Raw genomic sequence first — 19715 nt, 5'->3', positions numbered from 1 at the left:
CAACGAGCGAAAGAGGCACCCGCGGAGGCGGCCCTGCGCGGAGGGCGGCGCCAGCCGCCCAGGTGAGGCCACGAAACCACCCTGCCGCTCCACATTTAGGCAGGCATTTGATACACAGGCAGCTTTATGCGTGCGGCTTCAACGCTATCCAGCGGCGTTGACGGTGGCTGTCGAGGCCGGCTTCGAGCAAGGTCATGCTGCGCAGGGCGTCCTCGACGGAGACTGGGAGGGGGGCTTGTTGGCGGATGGCGTCGGCAATGCCCTGGTAATAGGCGAGGTAGTCACCCGGTAGCGTGGGGTGTTCATGACTGACCAGCGGGGCATCTTCGCCTTGCCCTTTGCGTAGGGTGAGCGTGCCGGGAATGTCCTGCCCCCAGTGCGGCGTGGGGGTCTCGCCTGCTTTCAAGCGCGCTTCCTGTGGGTCGAGTCCCATCTTCACATAGCTGCCCAGCGTGCCATGCAGGCGGTAGCGGGGAGTGGGTTCGGCCACCAGGGTGCCTGCACTCAGGCTGACACGGCAGTCGTCGTACTCCAGCAGGGCCAGGAAATCATCGTCGGCATGGGCGGCGTCTCGGCGCGCGCCGATCTCCAGCAGGATGGCGTGGGGCATGCCAAACAGCTCGCAGGCCTGGTCCAGCAGGTGAGGCCCCAGGTCGTACCAGATGCCGCCCCCGGGCGTGGCTTTTTCACGCCAGCGGTCGCGCACCTCCGGACGAAAACGATCGAAGCGGGATTCGAAGCCCGTCACTCGACCCAGCGTGCCTTCGGCCAGCAGCGCCTTGACGGTCAAGAAGTCACTGTCCCAACGTCGGTTGTGAAACACCGAGAGCAGGCACTCTTTATCCGCCGCCAGGGCCTTGAGCTGCCTGGCCTCCGACAGCGTGACGGTGAAGGGCTTGTCGACCACCACATGCTTGCCCGCCGCCAGCGCAGCCTTGGCCAGGGGAAAGTGAGTATCATTGGGCGTTGGGATGACGATCAGATCCAGATCCTTACGCTGACACAGCGTCAGGGCCTCGCGCTCGACGTCCACCCGGGGCAAATCGGCGGTCACCTTGCTGGCATCGCTGGAAGACACCGCCACCAGTTCCAACCCCGGTACCGCCTGAATCAGCGGTGCATGAAACGTTTTACTCGCAAAACCATAGCCGACCAGGCCCACATTGATCGTCGCCTTCATGACGCTCCTCGATAGGTGTTGGGTGATATACCACAAAAAAACAGCCCGCTTGCGCGGGCTGTGAGATACGCCGATCAATCCAGTTTGGAGAGGTCGCGTACTGCGCCCTTGTCGGCGGAGGTGGCCAGCAGGGCATAGGCCTTGAGAGCAGGCGTGACTTTGCGTGGGCGCTGCTCGACGGGCTTCCAGGCGTCCTTGCCACGCGACTCCATGGCCTCACGACGTTTGGCCAGCTCGGCATCGCTCAGCTGCACGTTGATGGTGCGGTTGGGGATATCGATCAGAATGGTATCGCCCTGCTCGACCAGCCCGATGGCGCCCCCGGCGGCGGCCTCAGGTGATACGTGACCAATCGACAGACCCGAGGTACCCCCGGAGAAACGGCCGTCGGTCAGCAGCGCGCACGCCTTGCCCAGCCCCTTGGATTTCAGGTAGGAGGTGGGGTACAGCATCTCTTGCATACCGGGGCCACCTTTGGGGCCTTCGTAGCGGATGACCACCACGTCGCCCTCTTTGACTTTGCCATCCAGCACGTTGGCCACTGCCTGATCCTGGGACTCCACCACGTGAGCCTTGCCCTCGAATACCAGGATGGAGTCGTCTACACCGGCGGTCTTGACCACACAGCCATCCAGGGCGATGTTGCCGTAGAGCACGGCGAGGCCGCCCTCACGGGAGAAGGCGTGCTCCAGGTCGCGGATACAGCCGGTGGCACGGTCGCCGTCCAGGCTTGGCCAACGGGCGCTCTGGGAGAACGCGGTTTGGGTCGGAATGCCCCCCGGGCCTGCCTTGAAGAATTCGACCACTTCTGAACTGGGCGAGCGCATGATATCCCACTCGTCCAGCGCGTCCTTCAGGCTGTCGCCGTACACGGTGGGCACCGAGGTATCCAGCACCCCCGCCCGGTCCAGCTCGCCCAGAATGGCCATGATGCCACCCGCGCGGTGTACGTCTTCGATATGGTATTTCTGAGTATTGGGCGCCACTTTGCACAGCTGCGGCACTTCACGGGAAAGGCGGTCGATATCCGCCATGGTGAAGTCGACTTCTGCCTCTTGAGCCGCCGCCAGCAGGTGCAGGATGGTATTGGTGGAACCGCCCATGGCGATGTCCAGGGTCATGGCATTCTTGAAGGCGGCCTTGTTGCCAATGGCGCGGGGCAGCAGGTGTGCCTCTTCGCCTTCGTAATAACGCTTGGCCAGCTCGACGATACGATGGCCCGCCGTTTCGAACAGGCGACGGCGATCGGCATGGGTCGCCAGCACGGTGCCGTTACCGGGAAGTGCCAGGCCCAGCGCCTCCATCAGGCAGTTCATGGAGTTGGCGGTGAACATGCCCGAGCAGCTGCCACAGGTGGGGCATGCGCTGCGCTCGATTTCTGCCAGGGTTTCGTCGTCGACGCTGTCGTCTGCGGCCATGACCATGGCATCGACCAGATCCAGGCCGTGATCCAGAAGCTTGGTCTTGCCGGCTTCCATGGGGCCGCCGGAGACGAAAATGACGGGAATGTTGAGCCGCATGGCGGCCATCAGCATTCCGGGGGTGATCTTGTCACAGTTGGAAATGCACACCAGCGCATCGGCACAGTGAGCGTTGCACATGTACTCGACGCTGTCGGCAATGATATCGCGGCTGGGCAGCGAGTAGAGCATGCCGTCATGGCCCATGGCGATACCGTCATCCACGGCGATGGTATTGAACTCTTTGGCAACGCCACCCGCTTTTTCGATTTCGCGGGCGACCAGTTGCCCCATGTCTTTCAGGTGCACATGGCCGGGCACGAACTGGGTGAACGAGTTGGCTACCGCGATGATCGGTTTGTGAAAGTCGTCATCCTTCATGCCGGTGGCACGCCAAAGGGCACGAGCGCCTGCCATATTGCGGCCAGCGGTAGTGGTACGGGAGCGATACTGGGGCATGGTGTCCTCTACGTCTTTATCATGGCCCGCCACATACGAGGTGGCGGGCGGGTGAATCCAGCGGTCTTCGATTGTGGCATGAGCGAACCGCTGAGACTAGACGTAGACGACATCCAATACCCCACCCGCTTCAGAACGTCTCCCACTCCTCCGCGGCACGAGCCTTCACCAGCGGACGCCTCGACGGCGCTGACGAAGAGGCCGAGGGTGACGGCAAGCTGGCCGACTGCCCAGCACGCGCCACGCGAATCCGCGCCATTTCGCTACTCTCCTCCTCGGCCCCTTCCAGGCGGAAAGCCGCGATCACGTTGGCAAGGTCCAAGGCTTCATTGGTCAACCGCTGAGCAGCGCTGGAAATGGACTGCACCTTGGTGGCATTTTGCTGGGTCACGTGATCCATCTCGGAGACGGCCATGTTGATCTGGGCAATACCGCTGCTCTGCTCGTCGGACGCAGTGCTGATCTCCTCCATGATGTCACTGACACGCATGACCTGACTGACCACCTGCTCGATGGCCTGCTCGGCTTGCTTCACCGCACTGGTCCCACCCGCGATTTCCTGGGTAGAGGTGTCGATCAAGCGGCGAATTTCGCCTGCTGCGTCGGCACTGCGACCCGCCAGGTTGCGCACCTCGTTGGCCACCACGGCAAAACCACGCCCCTGCTCTCCGGCACGGGCAGCCTCCACCGAGGCATTCAGCGCGAGGATATTGGTCTGGAAGGCAATGCCATCGATGACGCTGATGATGTCGTTCATCTTGTCGGCGCTGGCCGCAATGCGCTCCATACGCTCCACCAGAGCCTGCATGTGCTCGCCGGTTTCACGGCTGGTGGCGGCATTCTGCATGGCCAGTTGGTTGGCCTGGCGGGCATTTTCGGTATTCTGCTGCACCGTTGCGGTGATCTGATCCATGCTGGACGCCGTCTGCTGCAGCGACGAAGCCTGCTGCTCGGTACGTGAGGCGAGGTCTTCGTTCTCCTGCTTGATCTGCTCGGACGCAGGCGTGACCACTTCGACCTTGTTGCCCACTTCGGTAATCAGCCCTGAGAGGCTGGCCCGCATGGTTTCCAGCGAGGCCAGCAGTTCGCCCAGTTCGTCATCCCGCTTCAAGGTGACACGGTTGGCCAGGTTGCCCGCAGCAATTTGAAAGGTGACACGCCGCGCCTCGCTGAGCGACTTCAGCAGTGATTTCAACACCGCCACGCTGAGCCCGACCATGAGCGCAATACCGAACAGCAGCACGCCCACTTGCCCCCATAGCAGCCATTGCTGCTGCCGCTCGGCATCGGCCATCAGGCTGTGAGCTGCCGCGCGCTCGTTATCGACCAGCAGATTGATGGTGGCGCTGATGCTCTCGGAGGTGGGCCTGACCACATCATTGAAGGCTTCGAAAGCCGCAAAGCCATTGCCTTGGCGAATCGCCGTCATGGCCGTGGTCGAACCGCCAAGAAACGTCGCCAGATGGGCAGTCAATCCTTGCTGCACACCGCTGGCCTGCTGACGCTGTTCGGTATAGGTCTGCCAGGTCTGTTCGATCTGGCTCTGCAGCGATGCCAGCTGTTGATCGAGCTGGTCGAGATCGGCACGACGAGGATTGCGCACCGCAGGCTCCAGCACCTGCAGTAGCTGGGCACTGCGCTGCTCGATCTGCTGCAGGTCGGCAATGCCTTCCAGGCCGGTCTGGTTGAGGGTACGCAGGCGCTCGGCAGAGCTGGTCAAGCCATAGACGCCGGCGGCCCCCGCCACCGTCAGCAAGAGAATGGCAGCCACGACCATGCCCATCAATTTGGCCTGCATGCTACTGAAACTGAAGCGTTGCACCCATCCACGCACCCCCGTGCGACGCAATGCACCATAATGAAGCGTAAAGCCCCGCGCTCGCCCCTGCTGCATGGCATGGTAGGCCCTGGCCGCCCGCGCAATGGCCTTGTTCGCCGCCCGGCGACGTATGGCGGTATAGCCCGCCACCCGCTCACCATCCAGTAGCGGCGCCACGGTGGTATGCACCCAATAGGTATCGCCATTCTTGCAGCGGTTCTTGACTACCCCCTGCCAGGTTTTGCCTTGCTCGATGGTGGCCCACATGTTCTTGAATATCTGAGCAGGCATCTCGGGATCACGGAAAATACGATGGGGTTCGCCCAGTAGCTCGGCTTGTGAGTAGCCGCTTACTTCGATGAACGTCTGATTGACGTAGGTGATGTTTCCCTGACGATCAGAGCGTGAAATCAGCACCTGATCGTCTGTCAGCTCAAGGGTTGCCTGGCTAGATGTGCTCATGAAGTCCCCTGTGTTTTTATGAAAGGCATGTTTCGCCCGATGACCCAGCGCTTCCTTTTACCAAGCCGACGTGATGGCACGCGATGACGTGCAGCAAGAATCATCAAGAATAGGCAAAAAACATGCCACCCGAAGGTGGCATAGGCAAAGCAGATCATGGTTTTTCGTCAATGCTGATTAAACGCACCGATCAGAAGGTCTCCCATGGCTCGTCCTGCTGGTGGCCAAGCACGTGACGGGATGACGCGGCTGTTTGCTGAGGCACGGCTTTCTTGACCCGCGCCAGCTTCTCCCGAGCCGCCGCTACGCTCTCGTCCTGGGCACCCTCCAAACGGAAAGCATCGACCACGTTGGCCAGTTCGAAGGCTTCCAGGGTCAGGTTGTCTGCGGAGGCGGCAATGGACTGAACCTTGGTGGCATTTTGCTGTGTGACGTTGTCCATCTCTGCAATCGCCGAGTTGATCTGGCCGATTCCACTGCTCTGCTCGCTGGAAGCGGTGCTGATCGAGGCCATCAGTTCGCTCACCTGATTGACCTGACGCACGACGTTCTCGATGGCGCTTTCGGCCTGCTCCACGGCGCTGCGCCCACCGCTGACTTCCTGAGTGGTGCTGTCGATCATCTTGCGGATTTCCTGGGCAGCATCAGCACTACGGCTGGCCAAGGTGCGCACTTCGCTGGCCACCACGGCAAAGCCGCGGCCATGCTCCCCGGCCCGAGCGGCCTCGACGGAGGCGTTCAGCGCCAGGATATTGGTCTGGAAGGCAATGCCATCAATCACGCCGATCATCTCGGTCATCTTCTCGGCGCGCTGGGCAATGCGCTGCATGCGCTCCACCAACTGCTCCATTTGCTGGCGGGTTTCCTGAGTGCTGTGGGCGTTCTGCTGCGCGAGTTCGGTGGCCTGGCGCGCGTTGTCGGTATTCTGCTGCACGGTAGAGGTCATCTCTTCCATGCTGGAAGCCGTTTGCTGCAGCGAGGAGGCCTGTTGCTCGGTACGCGATGCCAGCTCCTCGTTCTCGGCGGCGATCTGCTGAATCGCAGGCGTCACCACCGCTACCCGGTTTTCGACCTCGCTGACGATACTGGAAAGGCTGAAACGCATGGTGTCCAGCGAATAGAGCAGCTCTCCCAGCTCATCGTTGCTTTGACGACGCTCACGGGCGGCCAGGTTGCCTGCGGCAATCTGGAAGGTCATGTAGCGCGCTCCCGCCAGGCTGCGCATCACCGAGCGCAGGATCATCACGCTCAAGCCGATCATCACCAGTAGCCCTACGGCCATCAGCACCAGTTGCGCCACCAGCATCTGCTGACGGCCCTGATGCGCTAGAGCCACCAGCGCATGGGCGCCTTCCCGCTCGGCATCGACGAGCTGGTCACTCAACTGTCGCAACTGCTCGGTGGCGGGCTGCACGGCATCATTGAAAGCTTCGAACGCGGCAAAGCCGTTGGCCTGACTGACCGCCGTCATGGCGCTGGTCACGCCAGTGATCCAGGCATTCAACGACGCCTCGACCACTTGCAGCACGTCAGGAGCGGCTGCGCTATCCGACTCATACTCATCCCACAGGGTCTGGACCGACTGAGTGACTTCTTGCAGCCGCGTTTCAAGGGCCACCAAGTCTACCCGGCGCGGGTTGCGCACCGCGGGCTCCAGCTGTTCGACGGTGAGCCCTACCTGGCGCTCCATGAGCTGCAGGTTGGCAATCGCCTCGAGCCCCGAGCGGTTCAGCGTATCCAACCGCTCCCCCGACACCATCAACCCATAGACGCCAAGCCCCCCGCCATGCCCAGCAGCAACAGCGCGGTAACGACCATCCCCGTCAGCTTGGCCTTTAAACTACTGAACTGAAAGCGCGCCACAAGCCCGCCCAGGCCACGCCGAATCAGTGCCCCCTGGTGCAACCGGTAGCGGCGTGATTTGCCCTTGGCACGAATCTCGGCATACACCTGCTCGGCCCGGGCGATCCGCTTGGCAGACGCCTTGCGGCGCAGCGAGGTATAGCCCACGATCCGCTCGCCGTCGCGCAGCGGCGCCACGGTGGCATTGACCCAGTAGTGATCGCCGTTCTTGCGACGGTTCTTGACCGTACCCTGCCAGGTGCCGCCTGCCTGGATGGTTTTCCAGAAGTCGGCGTAGGCGGCCTCGGGCATGTCCGGGTGTCGGATCATGTTGTGGGGTGCCCCCACCAACTCCTCACGGCTGTAACCGCTGACCTCCACGAAGGCTGCGTTGGCATAAGTCACGTTGCCTTTCAGGTCGGAGCGAGAAATCAGAACGGTTTCTTCGTCCAGCACGTATTCGCGCTGTGTCACGGGCTGGTTGTTACGCATCGCGGCTCCCCAGGGTGTTATTCGATTTTTTGAGTTCTCTCATTATCCAACGTATTAAGTCGCGTTAATCCTCAAATAGCCATATAAAAAACGCCGCTCTTCAAAGAGCGGCGCCGAAAGGAAAGACCGATACCGTACTAAGCCCTTTACTGGTTACCAGGGCTTACCCGACGTTACTTGAACACCACGTTGGCCACATCTCGGTAACGGCTGGCGAAATGAACCGTCATGCCTTCTTTCAGGTACTCCGGCAGTTCGTCGTAATCGCGACGGTTGGCTTCCGGCAGGATCACTTCGAAGATGTCGCTGCGCCGCGCAGCAATGACTTTTTCGCGTATCCCGCCCACCGGCAGAACCTGCCCGGTCAGGGTCAGCTCTCCGGTCATGGCCAGCGGGCGATTGATGGCCTGGTGCTTGGCCAGTGACAGCAGCGCCGTCGTCATGGTGACCCCCGCCGATGGGCCATCCTTGGGTGTTGCCCCTTCGGGTACGTGCAGATGCACGAACGCGGAATCGAAGAAGTCGGCATCGGCACCGAACTCGGCCAAGTGCCCCAAGGTGTAGCTGTAGGCGATATTGGCCGACTCCTTCATGACCTCCCCCAACTTGCCGGTGAGCTTGAAGCCTCGGTCCAGGGAGTGGATCTTGCCCGCTTCGATAGGCAGCGTGGCGCCCCCCATGGAGGTCCAGGCCAGGCCGGTCACGACCCCTTCACCCTTGAGCACTTTCTCCTTGCGGAAGAGCGGCGCGCCCAGAAACTCTTCCAGGTTCTTGACCGAAATCTTGACCGTTTCCACCTGCTCTTCCAGCAATTTGACCGCCGCCTTGCGCACGATGCGGTGCAGCTGTTTTTCCAACTGGCGCACCCCCGCTTCGCGGGCGTAGCCGTCGATGACCTGCTTGAGGGCAGCATCGGTCAGGTTGATGCGTTTTTTCGGCAGGTTGTCACGCTTGAGCAGCTTGGGCCACAGGTGGTGCTTGGCGATCTCCAGCTTCTCTTCGGCGATGTAGCCGGACAGGCGAATCTGCTCCATGCGGTCCAGCAGCGGGCCGGGGATGCTGTCCAGGGTATTGGCCGTACACACGAACAGCACCTTGGAGAGGTCCATGCGTACGTCCAGATAGTGGTCAAGGAAATCCACGTTCTGCTCGGGGTCCAGCACTTCGAGCAGCGCCGAGGCGGGGTCGCCCTGGAAGGACTGGCCCAGCTTGTCGATCTCATCGAGCATGATGACCGGGTTTTCGACCTCCACTTCCTTGAACGCCTGCACCAGCTTGCCGGGCATGGCACCGATGTAGGTGCGTCGATGGCCTTTGATCTCGGCTTCGTCGCGCATGCCCCCCACCGAGAAACGATAGAACTCACGCCCCAGCGCCTCGGCAATGGAACGGCCAATGGAGGTCTTGCCCACCCCAGGCGGCCCCACCAGCAGCACGATGGAGCCCCCCACATCGCCTTTGAACGTGCCTTCGGCCAGGAACTCGATGATGCGCTCCTTGACGTCTTTCAGGCCATCGTGGTCTCGGTCCAGCACCGCGCGGGCATGGCCGAGATCCAGCTTGTCCTGGCTGGTGACACCCCAAGGCAGCGATGTCAGCCAGTCCAGATAGTTGCGCGTGGTGCCATACTCCGGCGAGCCGGTTTCCAGCACGCTGAGCTTGTTGAGCTCTTCGTCGATGCGGGCCTGAACACGCTCCGGCACCACCAGAGACTCCAGACGGTTCCTGAACGTATCCACGTCGTTCTCGCGGTCGCCCTTGGAGATGCCCAGCTCACGCTGAATCACCTTCAACTGTTCACGCAGGAAGAATTCACGCTGGCGCTCCTGCATCTGCGCGTTGACCTGCTCGCTGATTTCGCTTTGCAGCTGGGCAACGTCGATCTCCTTGCGCAGCAGCGGCAGCACCTTGTGCATGCGCTCCGCCACGGGCAGCGTGGCCAGCACGTCCTGCAATTCAGGGCCTTTGGCCGAGGTGATGGCAGCGGCAAAATCGGTGAGCGGCCCAGGCTGATGGGGGCTGAATCGATTGAGGTAGTGCTTCAGCTCCTCCCCGTACAGCGGGTTGATGGGCAGCAGTTCCTTGATGCCGTTGATGATCGCCATGGCGTAGGCCCGGGTTTCTTCATCTTCGGCATTGACCGGCTCTTTCGGGTAGGTCACTTCCACCAGATAGGGCGGTTCCTTGGAGAGCCAGCGCTGAATCTTGAAACGCTGCAGGCCCTGGGCAATGAACTGAATCTGCTGCTCTTCGTTTTTCAGCTTGTGCACCTTGACGGCCGTTCCAATCTCGGGGAAGCCGTCATGATCCAGGGAGTGCACCCCTTGTTCTCCGACGAACGCTACTCCAATGGTGTGATGTGGCGTGTTGCCAACGCGGCGCATGGTCTCTTCCCAGCGCTCACGATTGATCACCAGAGGCTGTACCTGGGCGGGAAAGAACGGGCGGTTGTGAATTGGCAGCAGATAGATACGCTCGGGCAGCATGTCGCTGGCAGGCACCAGTGAATGGGTGCGCTCACCATCCGAGCGGTGGTCGTTTTCGTCGTGGTGTTCTGCGTGGTGTTCTTCGTGACGGTCCGAATGCTCGCCTGCGGCGAGCCAATCGAGGTGTTCGTGATCGCGGTCGTAATCCTGGTCGCTCATGCGCCCTCCCCATCCACAGTAACCAGCAGCAGTGGCCAGCAAGTGGTTTGCCTGCCACTGTCGCCGCTTCGTATGGTTACTGGGATGTGGGCAGCCAGGGAAAACTTCAACCCTGAGCGCCATTTGACAGCGTACTTATTGGTGGAACGTTACGGCCACAGTGTCGGCATGGGACGACCATTGACGCGCCAGACGCCGCGCACCACGTCGAACTGCAGCTCCCGGGTACCGAGGGGCAACCCCAGCCACAGGGCCGCTACGGTAGGGGCGTCGTGCCAGATGAAGTCGCCGTCGATACGTGCCCGCCAGCGCGCTTGCTCCTCGGGCTTGTCCAGCGAGACGACGCGCAATCTATCCAGCTGTCGACCGTCGAAAAACAGCGCCCCGTCTGCGGCAACTTGCAGGCCGAGCAGCGGGCTATCGAGTTCGATGGTGGTGACATCGAGCCGTGGAGAGTCGCTCAATACTTGCAGCAGATCAGGTTCCAGCCGCGCCAGCAGCCCTTCGGCCATGGGCAGCGCGGTATCTCCCCAGGCAGCTTCCTGGCGCAGCCGACGGATCACCTGTCGCACGGCATCACCGTTCAGCCGCGACAGTTCGGCCGCGACACGGCCGCTCAGCAGCGGTGTCTCCGGCGCTTCGCTGGGCACCAGTACCTCGCCCAGCACCAGCTCTCCCTGAATGCTCAGCTCGGTTTCATCCAGCGTCATCTGGCTGTAGAGATCCAGCGGGGTGATCTGGATATCGTAGGCGGGGTAGTGCATCGACAGGCGGTCGATGCGCAGGTGGTCACGCTGGGTGAAATGGTAGGCATCGTCGATGTAGGTATAGCGGCTTTCCAGGGTGGTGGGCCCCAGTGTCAATTGAGACAAGCCATCGGTCAGCGTCAACTGGTCGAACAATCCCCGCAGGCGCCAATCGCCAAACATGCCTTCCAGGCGAACCCGAGCGCCCCGAACATCCAGTTCCCGACCATTCTGCTGGATCACGAAGGGGGCCAGCGCCAAACGCAGCTCGGTGCGACCACTCAGCGTCTGATAGCGACCCTGCCAACGCGGCACGGAAGGGGCAGATACATCGCCCACGGCTTTTTGCAGCACGCTGTCCAGGCGAGGCAACAGCGTGCCCTGCACATCGGTAGAGAGCAGGCCGTGGCGGGCGTGGTAGGTCAACTCCAGCCGCCAGGGGCGCCCCAGTAATGGCGACAGCACCAGTTGACCACGGGAGGTCAACCAGCCCTGACGGCTATCCAGGCGCTCTACCCGCCATTCACCTCGGGCTTCCAGGTCTTCCAGCGCCTGACGCAGGCTCCGTTCGAACAGGATGCTCGATAGCAGCTGCGCGACCATCCATATCACGGCAATCACCGAGAGGATAGGCACGATCAGACGTTCCTTGCGCATGCTATCTCCTTGTATGGCCTCCTGACAAAGCGCAGCGCCTGCTATCGGGCGTCGACTAGTGGAGCCAGAACCATAAGTGCATGGTACTCCAGGCGTAGATGCCTGCCATGACGTCGTCGATCATGATGCCAAAGCCCCCCGCCACTCGGCGGTCGGCCCAACGGATGGGCCAGGGCTTGAACACATCGAAAATACGAAAGACGATGAACCCCCAGATGGCCGCTTCCCAGGAAAAGGGCACGGCGGCCATGGTGATCCAGTAACCGACGAACTCGTCCCAGACGATGCCGGAGTGGTCGTGTACCCCCAGGTCATGGGAAGTTTTATCGCATAGCCAGACACCGACGATGAAGGCTACGAACACGATACTGAGATACCAGACCAGCGGCAGGTCCGCCATCATCCAATAGAAGGGAATCGCCGCCAGCGTGCCGAAGGTGCCCGGCGCCCAGGGCACGGTGCCACTCCCCAGGCCAAAGGCGAAGAAGTGAGTGGGGCGTCGCCAGACGCTGGCCGGTGCACGGTTCATTGGACACCCCCACGAAAGTGCTGCCAGCCAGACTCGGCCAACGGCGCCACGCCGGTGATGCCAGGCGTATCGGTGCACTGGCCAATCACGCTGAGCGCGATCCCCTGCTCTGCCAGCCGTTGCCTGGCCAGGGAAACGTGCGACGGGGGGAGCGTGACCAGCAGCTCGTAGTCGTCGCCTCCGGAAAGCGCTACCCGCTGGGCTACTTGCGCGCCCAGACAGGCTTCCAGCCCTTCCGCCAGCGGCAGTTGCTCTGCTTCCAGCGCAGCCCCCACCTGGGAAGCTTCACAAAGATGCGTGAGATCCGCCAGCAGGCCATCGGAGATATCCAGCGCCGCGCTGGCCAGGCCACGCAAGGCAACACCCGCCGCCAGGCGAGGCTGGGGCAACAGATAGCGCTGGAGCAACGGGTGCTGCATGTCTCTTTCACCCTGTTGCCACAGCGCTAGCCCGCCCGCACCACCGCCCAAAGCGCCCGTGACGGCAATCACATCGCCGGCACGAGCCCCGGAGCGGGTCAATGCTTCACCGGAGGGCACTTCTCCCATCACCGTCACGGCTATGCTCAGCGCTCCTGCGGTGACATCACCCCCCGCCAGCGTGGTCTCATGCCGACGGCACAGCTCATGGAAGCCATCGGCATAGCCCGATAGCCACGCCTCGGCAGCCGCACTGCTGGGGAACGCACGCTGGTCGAGGGTCAGCGCCATCAAGCACCAGCGGGAGCGTGCCCCCATGGCCGCCAGGTCGCTGAGCGCCACGGCCAGGGCGCGATGGCCAACCGCATGGGCAGGCGCATCATGGGGAAAGTGCACGTCTACCACGGAGGTATCCACACTGACCACGAGCTGCTGCCCCGACTGGGGCAGCAGTAAGGTGGCGTCATCGCCGCATCCCAGGGCAACGCCATCCGTCGCTTTCGCCTCCTGCGGCGACATGAAGAAACGTCGAATCAAATCAAATTCGGCAAGCACAAAGGCCCCTTAAACGCTTGATCAGGTCGCCCGCTTACAAGCGGCGGGCGCTGACTTCGGCACTTCGCAAGCGGTTGGCCAGCTTGTCGAGAATGCCATTCACGTACTTATGGCCGTCGGTGGCGCCAAACGATTTTGCCAGCTCAACGCCTTCGTTAATGACCACGCGGTAAGGCACTTCCATGCGGCGCGAGAGCTCGTAAGCGCCCAGGCGCAGAATGGCCAGTTCTACCGCGTCCAGGTCTTCCAGACGACGATCCAGCAGCGGTGCAATGTCACGGTCCAGCTCGGCTTTGAAGCGCACCGTGTTGTGCAGCAGCTCATGAAACAGCGCTTTGTCGGCGATTTCCATGACCTTGACCCAGTTCTCGTGGTCTTCCAGGTCGTCGTCCGCCTTCTGGCTACGAAACTCGGCTTCGATGGTCGAGATCGATTTGCCGGTCATGTGCCATTGATATAACCCTTGTACCGCCAACTCCCTTGCGGCGTGGCGTCCCTGCTGTGCCGCAGAGGACTTGCGCTCACGTCGCTCGCTCATTGGTCATCTCCTGCGGGCAGTGCGCGCAGCAGCGATACCATTTCCATGGCGGCCATGGCGGCTTCGGTGCCTTTATTGCCTGCTTTGGTGCCCGCTCGTTCGATGGCCTGTTCGATGGATTCCACGGTCAGCACGCCGTTGGCGACCGGCGTGTCGAACTCCAGCTGCAGGTGATTGATGGCCGTGTTGCAGCCACCCGCCACGTATTCGAAGTGCGGCGTGCCGCCACGAATGACCGCGCCCAGCGCGATGACGGCATCCGGCTTCATGACGCGGAGCACGCGCTTGACTGCCAACGGCAGTTCCCAGGCTCCCGGCACGTGAACGATATGGATTTGCTCGGCATCGACGCCGTGGCGGGTCAGGCTGTCCACTGCGCCTTCTACCAAGCTATCGACCACATGGTGGTTGAAACGCCCCACCACGATGACATAACGGCCATCGACGTCGACAAAAGTGCCTTCAACTTGCGAAAGGGATTGCATCGATTTATTCCTGCTGAGTAGTTGGCTCATACGCCGTGTCGTTGGGCCCCAGGCGCTCGACCACTTCAAGATCGAACCCGGAAAGCGCCGAGAATTTCCACGGGGAGCTGAGTAGCCGCATCTTGCCGACGCCCAGATGGCGCAGAATTTGCGAACCCGTACCAATGGTTAAATAGTTGCCGGCTCCGTCCGAGTCATTGGTACGCGGTTGGCGTACCCGATCCAGGAAGATGTCCAGCTGGTCTTTGAGATCCTGATGCGGCCGTCCGTCATCGATCAGGACGAACACACCGGCGGGCGCTTCGGCGATTTCACGCAGGGCGCGGTGGGAATCCCAGCGGCACTGTTCGCCTTTCATCAGCCCCAGCACGTCGCGCAGCGTATCGGCCAAGTGTACACGAACCGTGGTGGGCTGCTCGGCGGTGGGCTGGCCTTTCACCAGCGCCAGGTGGTGAGCGCCCTGAATGCGGTCACGGAACACATGCAGCGCCAGCTCGCCATGCACCGTGGACACACGGCTGGTCTCGATGGCATCGACGGTCTGTTCGTTGACGATCCGGTAGTGGATCAAATCGGCAATGGTGCCGATCTTGATGCCATGGGCCTTGGCGAAGGCTTCCAGCTCGGGACGGCGCGCCATGCTGCCATCGTCATTCATGATTTCACAGATCACGCCGCTGGGGTCGAGCCCTGCCAGCGCCGCCAGGTCGCAGGCCGCTTCGGTGTGCCCTGCCCGGCGCAGTACGCCACCCGGCTCGGCCATCAGCGGAAAGATATGACCTGGCTGAACGATATCCGTGGGCTTGGCATTGGGTGCGGCGGCGGCCTGCACCGTACGTGCACGGTCCGCGGCAGAGATGCCGGTGGTCACGCCTTCGGTCGCCTCGATGGACAGCGTGAACTTGGTGCCAAAACCGGACCCGTTGTCACGCACCATGAGCGGCAGGTTGAGCTGCTCGCAGCGCTCCCGGGTCATGGGCATGCAGATCAGACCGCAGGCATAACGCGCCATGAAGTTGATATGCTCTGGCTTGACCAGTTCGGCCGCCATGATGATATCGCCTTCGTTTTCGCGATCCTCATCGTCCATGAGGATCACCATTTTGCCCTGGCGAATGTCTTCTACCAGCTCGGCGATAGGGGACAGGCCCTCAGAAGCGGAGTGCGCCATGGAATCTCCAAAAAAAAGTGGTCGCATGGGATGCGATTTCGGGCGTCAGGGTACCTTGCTATGGCCGCTTGCGCTAGTCGATCACGGGGGTCGCGATAATCTGCCAGTCCTGACCTACCTGGCGGGACTCCTTGATCACTAGGCGCTTTTGATCCGCCATTCGGGTGATCCCCGGCAGCTCGAACAGCGGGCGGGCGTCGCCTCCCAGCAGCGTGGGGGCGACGAACAGCTGCAACTCATCGACTAGCTGCGCATCCAGCAGCGCCCCGGCCAGCGTCGCACCGGTCTCTACCAACAGCTCGTTTACCTGCTCATTATCGGCTAACCAGCGCAGCATGTCAGCAAGCTCGACACGCCCGTCGGCGGCGCTGGGCAGGACCTGGATCTCGGCACCGGCCGCTTCCAGCCGCTGACGCTTGTCGGGGCTGTGCTGGTCGGTGGTGATGATCAGCGTGCGCCCCGGCTCGCGCAGGCAGGCCGCCGCCAGCGGCAGCCGCAACCGAGAATCCAGAATGACCCGCAGCGGTTGGCGCAGCACGATCTCATCGGCCTGGGGCAGCGCCAGCTGTTCGGCACGCACCGTCAACCGCGCATCGTCCATGATCATGGACTCCACGCCACTGAGAATCGCGCTGGAGCGTGCTCGCAGGCGCTGCACCTGGGTGCGCGCCTGCGGGCCGGTGATCCACTGAGACTCCCCCGATCCCATGGCCGTTCGACCATCGAGGCTCATCGCCATTTTCAAGCGCACGAACGGTCGCCGTGACTGCATGCGCGACACGAACCCAGGATTGAGCGCCCGAGCATCCTGTTCCAGCAGGCCCACGTGGACTTCGATACCGGCAGCCTTCAAGTGGGCAATCCCCCGCCCACTCACTTGCGGATTGGGGTCTTCCATGGCCACCACCACGCGCCCTACGCCTGCATTGGCCAGCGCCACGGCACAGGGGCCGGTACGCCCGGTATGGGAACAGGGCTCCAGCGTCACATAGGCCGTGGCCCCCCGGGCCTGCTCCCCAGCGGCTGCCAACGCATGCACTTCGGCATGAGGCTCACCGGCGCGCAGGTGGTAGCCTTCCCCCACCACCTGGCCCTCGGCCGAACGATCATAGCGAACGATGACGCACCCCACGCGAGGGTTGGGGTCCGTGGTATACAGGCCGTGGCGAGCCAGTTTCAGGGCGCGGGCCATGAAACGGTGGTCTGCAACAGAGAACAGGCTCATCCTTCAGCCTCTTTCGACGCGGGCCCACTGGCAGCGTCATCGCCAGGCTCTTGAGCAGGTTCCTGAGACAGCCGGTCGATTTCAGCCCGAAACTCTTCCAGATCCTGGAATTTGCGGTACACCGATGCAAAGCGAATGTACGCTACCTGATCCAGGCTACGCAGCGCCTTCATCACCGCCTCGCCCACTTCACGGGCATTCACCTCTCGGTCGCCTCGTGCCCGCAAGGTCTGACGGATACGCTCCACGGCCGCCTCGATGGCTTCGGCACTTACCGGCCGCTTTTCCAGCGCCCGCAACATGCCTGCCCGCAGCTTGGCTTCATTGAAGGTCTCCCGGGAGCCATCCGACTTCACCACCCTGGGCATGATCAGCTCCGCCGTTTCATAGGTCGTGAAGCGCTCATGGCAGCTTGCGCACTGGCGACGGCGACGCACCTGGTCACCATCGGCCACCAGGCGTGAATCCGTTACTCGCGTATCGTTTGCACCACAAAAAGGACAATGCATGGCAGTCAACCTATTGTCGGCACGCACCCTCAAGTGCGCTCAGCGTGTCAGCCCCGTAGATACCAGCCATGCCAACGGGCTGCCTGCTATCTCTTGTTTTGTAAGCTATTTTAAGAACTCTTCAAGGATCGTTGGGTAAACCATCCCACTACCGCTTGTCGTGCCTGCAAAAGCAGGCGTACTCATGACTTGTACGTCATTTCGCACACTATTCTCCTATATTGTAACGATTTGGCACACAAGCTGCAGCGTTTGTCGAAGGTTGATTGAAAGGAGGCACCCATGACGGCATTTGAGCTCAGGCTACAGCGTTACTTGACCCACCTGTACGGCGAGCGCGCAGGGGAAGTACAGCGGCGCCTCGAACAGCATTTGGCCCACTTCCGACCGCTGCTTCCAGCGGCGCCTTTATCTGCTGAGCAGAGCGGCATTGCACCAACATGGAGCGAAAAGGATCAGTGGGTCATCAGCTATGGTGACTCCATCGTGGCAGACGGCACGCCGCCACTGGGCGTACTGAACCACTTTCTGCAGCGCCACCTGGGCGAGACGATCAGCGGGGTGCACGTGCTGCCCTTCTTCCCCCTGGAGCAGCGACGACGGTTTTTTCGGCATCCATTACCGGGAGGTCAACCCCGAACTGGGAGACTGGTCGCATATCCGTGACCTGGCCAGCCACTATGACGTGATGGGCGACCTGGTGCTCAACCACGTTTCCCGTGAATCGCTGTGGTTCGTGGATTACCTGACCGGCAGCCTGCCGGGGCGGGACTACTTTATCGAGGTGGACCCTGACACCGATGTTTCCCAGGTCACGCGGCCACGCAGTAGCCCGCTGCTCGTGCCTGTCTCTACCCGCCGGGGCACACGCCACCTGTGGGCCACGTTTTCGGAAGACCAGATCGATCTGAATTTCGAGAACCCGGATGTCCTGCTGGAATTCGTCGGCATCCTGCTGTTTTACCTGCAGCAGGGAGTGAGGATCATCCGCCTCGATGCCGTGGCATTCTTGTGGAAGCGGCTGGGCACGGCCTGTATTCACCTGCCCGAAACCCATACCGTGGTGCGCCTGCTACGCGCCATCGTCGATGAGATCGCCCCCGGCACCTTGATCATCACCGAAACCAACGTGCCCCATGCCGAAAACATCAGCTATTTCGGCCTCGAACGCCTGGCGGAAGGCCCGCCGGACGAAGCGCACATGGTGTACCAGTTCGCGCTGCCCCCGCTGCTGCTGCACACCCTCACCCGTGGGGAGGCCAGCACCCTGCAAGGCTGGCTATCCAGCCTGCCGGTGCTGCCTGAACACTGTACTTACCTCAACTTTACCGCCAGCCACGACGGCATCGGGGTGCGCCCGCTGGAGGGCCTGCTGCCGGACCACGAACGGGACGCCCTGCTGGAGCTGATGCACCGCTTCGGTGGCTTCGTCAGCATGCGCAGCAACCCGGACGGCAGCGACACGCCCTACGAAATCAACATTACCTGGTTCGAGGCCATGCGCGGCACCCGGCGCGGCCCCGACCCTTGGCAAATTGCGCGCTTCCTGTGCAGCCAGGCCATCATGCTCAGCCTGCAGGGCATTCCTGCGCTCTACCTGCACACCTTGACCGGCACGCTCAACGATGTCGAAGGTGTCGAGCGCAGCGGTCGGCTGCGCTCCATCAACCGGCGTCGCTGGCCGCTGGACGAACTGGAGCTGCTGCTGGAAAGCCCCTCCACCCCCACCCACGATGTCTTCCATGCCCTGCGTCGGCTGCTGGACCTTCGCCGTCAGGAGCCCTGCTTTCATCCCAACGTTCCCCAGCAGGTCATCAGCACGCCCGCGGAGCTGCTGGCCATCGAGCGCGGCCCGCTGGCCAATGGCCGACGCTTGCTGGCCCTGTTCAACGTCACCGACCACCGCGTCGCCCTCGACCAGGGCGGCGAGGCATTGACTCAGCGACTGCAGCAGCACGCCTGGCAGCCGCTGGATACCTCGTCTTCGCTTCACCCGCCGGCATCCCTGCCTCCCTATGCCGTGCTCTGGCTGGTGGCTAACGCCTGACGCCTGACGCCTTGCGACATAACGTCTCAGGACAGAACAAGATAATCCTTTAATAATCCTGTCCTGCGACACTGTCCATCCAATTCGACGGTGGATACGTGAGCGTTTATGTTGCAACAAAGCCTGGCCATTGGCCCCATGGGATTCAGCCTGCATCAGTTGATCATCGGTTTTGCCTTCTTACTCGCCCTGTTGGTAGGCGCCCTGCTGGGCAGGCGCCAGCAGGTTTCGGTCAGCGATACCCTGTTTACCCTGCTGATGGTCGCCCTGCTGGCGGCCAGGCTGGTATTCGTCGTGCGTTACTGGGGTGAATACGACGGCCTGCTCGCGCGGCTGGATATTCGTGACGGTGGTTTTGATCTGCTGGCCGGTGCATTGGCCGGGATAGGGTATGGCGTCTGGGCACTGTGGCGCTCGCCGCGTCAACGCGCGCCGCTGGGCGCGGCCATGCTCACCGGCGGTCTGGTGTGGGGCG

Annotated in this window: 13 protein-coding genes and 2 pseudogenes; 2 read left to right on the top strand and 13 right to left on the bottom strand. The window is 62.1% G+C overall.

The window, feature by feature from the left end; genetic code table 11:
- Nucleotides 1–124: 124 nt before the first annotated feature.
- The 13 genes and pseudogenes from B7L71_RS12040 to nrdR all read right to left on the bottom strand — a co-directional run bounded on the left by B7L71_RS12040 (nt 125) and on the right by nrdR (nt 17193).
- Nucleotides 125–1180 (bottom strand): oxidoreductase, encoded by a 1056-nt coding sequence (locus B7L71_RS12040; protein ID WP_081138204.1) that lies wholly within the window; start codon nt 1178–1180, stop codon nt 125–127.
- Between the two features lie 74 nt (nt 1181–1254).
- The gene (gene ilvD / locus B7L71_RS12035; RefSeq protein WP_081138307.1) at nt 1255–3099 is read right to left on the bottom strand and encodes a dihydroxy-acid dehydratase; all 1845 of its coding nucleotides are present in this window, start codon (nt 3097–3099) and stop codon (nt 1255–1257) included.
- A 130-nt stretch (nt 3100–3229) separates the two neighbouring features.
- Complete coding sequence (locus B7L71_RS12030) at nt 3230–5380, bottom strand: methyl-accepting chemotaxis protein (protein WP_081138202.1); 2151 nt, start codon at nt 5378–5380, stop codon at nt 3230–3232.
- 190 nt (nt 5381–5570) lie between these two features.
- A pseudogene (locus B7L71_RS12025) lies at nt 5571–7714 on the bottom strand (methyl-accepting chemotaxis protein).
- A gap of 173 nt (nt 7715–7887) precedes the next feature.
- Nucleotides 7888–10359, bottom strand: coding sequence for an endopeptidase La (lon, locus tag B7L71_RS12020; protein WP_081138200.1), 2472 nt, complete (start codon nt 10357–10359; stop codon nt 7888–7890).
- Between the two features lie 149 nt (nt 10360–10508).
- A complete protein-coding gene (locus B7L71_RS12015) occupies nt 10509–11762 on the bottom strand; it encodes a DUF945 family protein (protein WP_081138198.1) in 1254 nt (417 codons plus the stop codon).
- A gap of 55 nt (nt 11763–11817) precedes the next feature.
- Entirely contained in the window at nt 11818–12291 is a 474-nt protein-coding gene (locus B7L71_RS12010; RefSeq protein WP_039183688.1) for a phosphatidylglycerophosphatase A family protein, read from the bottom strand.
- Nucleotides 12288–13265: a thiamine-phosphate kinase gene (thiL, locus tag B7L71_RS12005; RefSeq protein ID WP_081138196.1), complete on the bottom strand. Its 978-nt coding sequence runs from the start codon at nt 13263–13265 to the stop codon at nt 12288–12290. The genes B7L71_RS12010 and thiL overlap by 4 nt, the downstream gene beginning before the upstream one ends.
- 34 nt (nt 13266–13299) lie before the next feature.
- Nucleotides 13300–13803 (bottom strand): transcription antitermination factor NusB, encoded by a 504-nt coding sequence (nusB, locus tag B7L71_RS12000; protein ID WP_016913295.1) that lies wholly within the window; start codon nt 13801–13803, stop codon nt 13300–13302.
- Nucleotides 13800–14288 carry a 6,7-dimethyl-8-ribityllumazine synthase gene (gene ribH, locus B7L71_RS11995; protein ID WP_039183684.1) on the bottom strand — a complete coding sequence of 163 codons (489 nt, stop codon included), beginning with the start codon at nt 14286–14288 and terminating at the stop codon, nt 13800–13802. Before ribH ends, nusB begins: the two co-directional genes overlap by 4 nt.
- Nucleotides 14289–14292: 4 nt before the next feature.
- Nucleotides 14293–15459 carry a bifunctional 3,4-dihydroxy-2-butanone-4-phosphate synthase/GTP cyclohydrolase II gene (gene ribBA, locus B7L71_RS11990; protein ID WP_039183682.1) on the bottom strand — a complete coding sequence of 389 codons (1167 nt, stop codon included), beginning with the start codon at nt 15457–15459 and terminating at the stop codon, nt 14293–14295.
- Between the two features lie 73 nt (nt 15460–15532).
- Nucleotides 15533–16684, bottom strand: a complete 1152-nt coding sequence (ribD, locus tag B7L71_RS11985) for a bifunctional diaminohydroxyphosphoribosylaminopyrimidine deaminase/5-amino-6-(5-phosphoribosylamino)uracil reductase RibD (protein ID WP_081138194.1) — start codon at nt 16682–16684, stop codon at nt 15533–15535.
- Complete coding sequence (gene nrdR / locus B7L71_RS11980; protein WP_081138192.1) at nt 16681–17193, bottom strand: transcriptional regulator NrdR; 513 nt, start codon at nt 17191–17193, stop codon at nt 16681–16683. The genes ribD and nrdR overlap by 4 nt, the downstream gene beginning before the upstream one ends.
- A gap of 282 nt (nt 17194–17475) precedes the next feature.
- On the opposite strand from nrdR, the pseudogene B7L71_RS11975 reads away from it, so the two are divergent.
- Both B7L71_RS11975 and B7L71_RS11970 read left to right on the top strand, forming a co-directional pair.
- A pseudogene (locus B7L71_RS11975) lies at nt 17476–19240 on the top strand (sugar phosphorylase).
- Nucleotides 19241–19348: 108 nt separating this feature from the next.
- Nucleotides 19349–19715, top strand: a 367-nt coding sequence (locus tag B7L71_RS11970) for a prolipoprotein diacylglyceryl transferase family protein (RefSeq protein ID WP_170919496.1), incomplete at its 3' end; no start/stop codon positions are given.

Source organism: Halomonas sp. BC2 (assembly GCF_002078115.1).
Classification (GTDB): Bacteria; Pseudomonadota; Gammaproteobacteria; order Pseudomonadales; family Halomonadaceae; genus Vreelandella; species Vreelandella stevensii.
This window is presented reverse-complemented; position numbering and strand designations above follow the sequence as displayed.

Bases quoted from the DNA above. Each gene is read 5' to 3' on its own strand.
- B7L71_RS12040 (WP_081138204.1), bottom strand. From the start codon at position 1,180: ATGAAGGCGACGATCAATGTGGGCCTGGTCGGCTATGGTTTTGCGAGT.
- ilvD (WP_081138307.1), bottom strand. From the start codon at position 3,099: ATGCCCCAGTATCGCTCCCGTACCACTACCGCTGGCCGCAATATGGCA.
- B7L71_RS12030 (WP_081138202.1), bottom strand. From the start codon at position 5,380: ATGAGCACATCTAGCCAGGCAACCCTTGAGCTGACAGACGATCAGGTG.
- lon (WP_081138200.1), bottom strand. From the start codon at position 10,359: ATGAGCGACCAGGATTACGACCGCGATCACGAACACCTCGATTGGCTC.
- B7L71_RS12015 (WP_081138198.1), bottom strand. From the start codon at position 11,762: ATGCGCAAGGAACGTCTGATCGTGCCTATCCTCTCGGTGATTGCCGTG.
- B7L71_RS12010 (WP_039183688.1), bottom strand. From the start codon at position 12,291: ATGAACCGTGCACCGGCCAGCGTCTGGCGACGCCCCACTCACTTCTTC.
- nusB (WP_016913295.1), bottom strand. From the start codon at position 13,803: ATGAGCGAGCGACGTGAGCGCAAGTCCTCTGCGGCACAGCAGGGACGC.
- ribH (WP_039183684.1), bottom strand. From the start codon at position 14,288: ATGCAATCCCTTTCGCAAGTTGAAGGCACTTTTGTCGACGTCGATGGC.
- ribBA (WP_039183682.1), bottom strand. From the start codon at position 15,459: ATGGCGCACTCCGCTTCTGAGGGCCTGTCCCCTATCGCCGAGCTGGTA.
- ribD (WP_081138194.1), bottom strand. From the start codon at position 16,684: ATGAGCCTGTTCTCTGTTGCAGACCACCGTTTCATGGCCCGCGCCCTG.
- nrdR (WP_081138192.1), bottom strand. From the start codon at position 17,193: ATGCATTGTCCTTTTTGTGGTGCAAACGATACGCGAGTAACGGATTCA.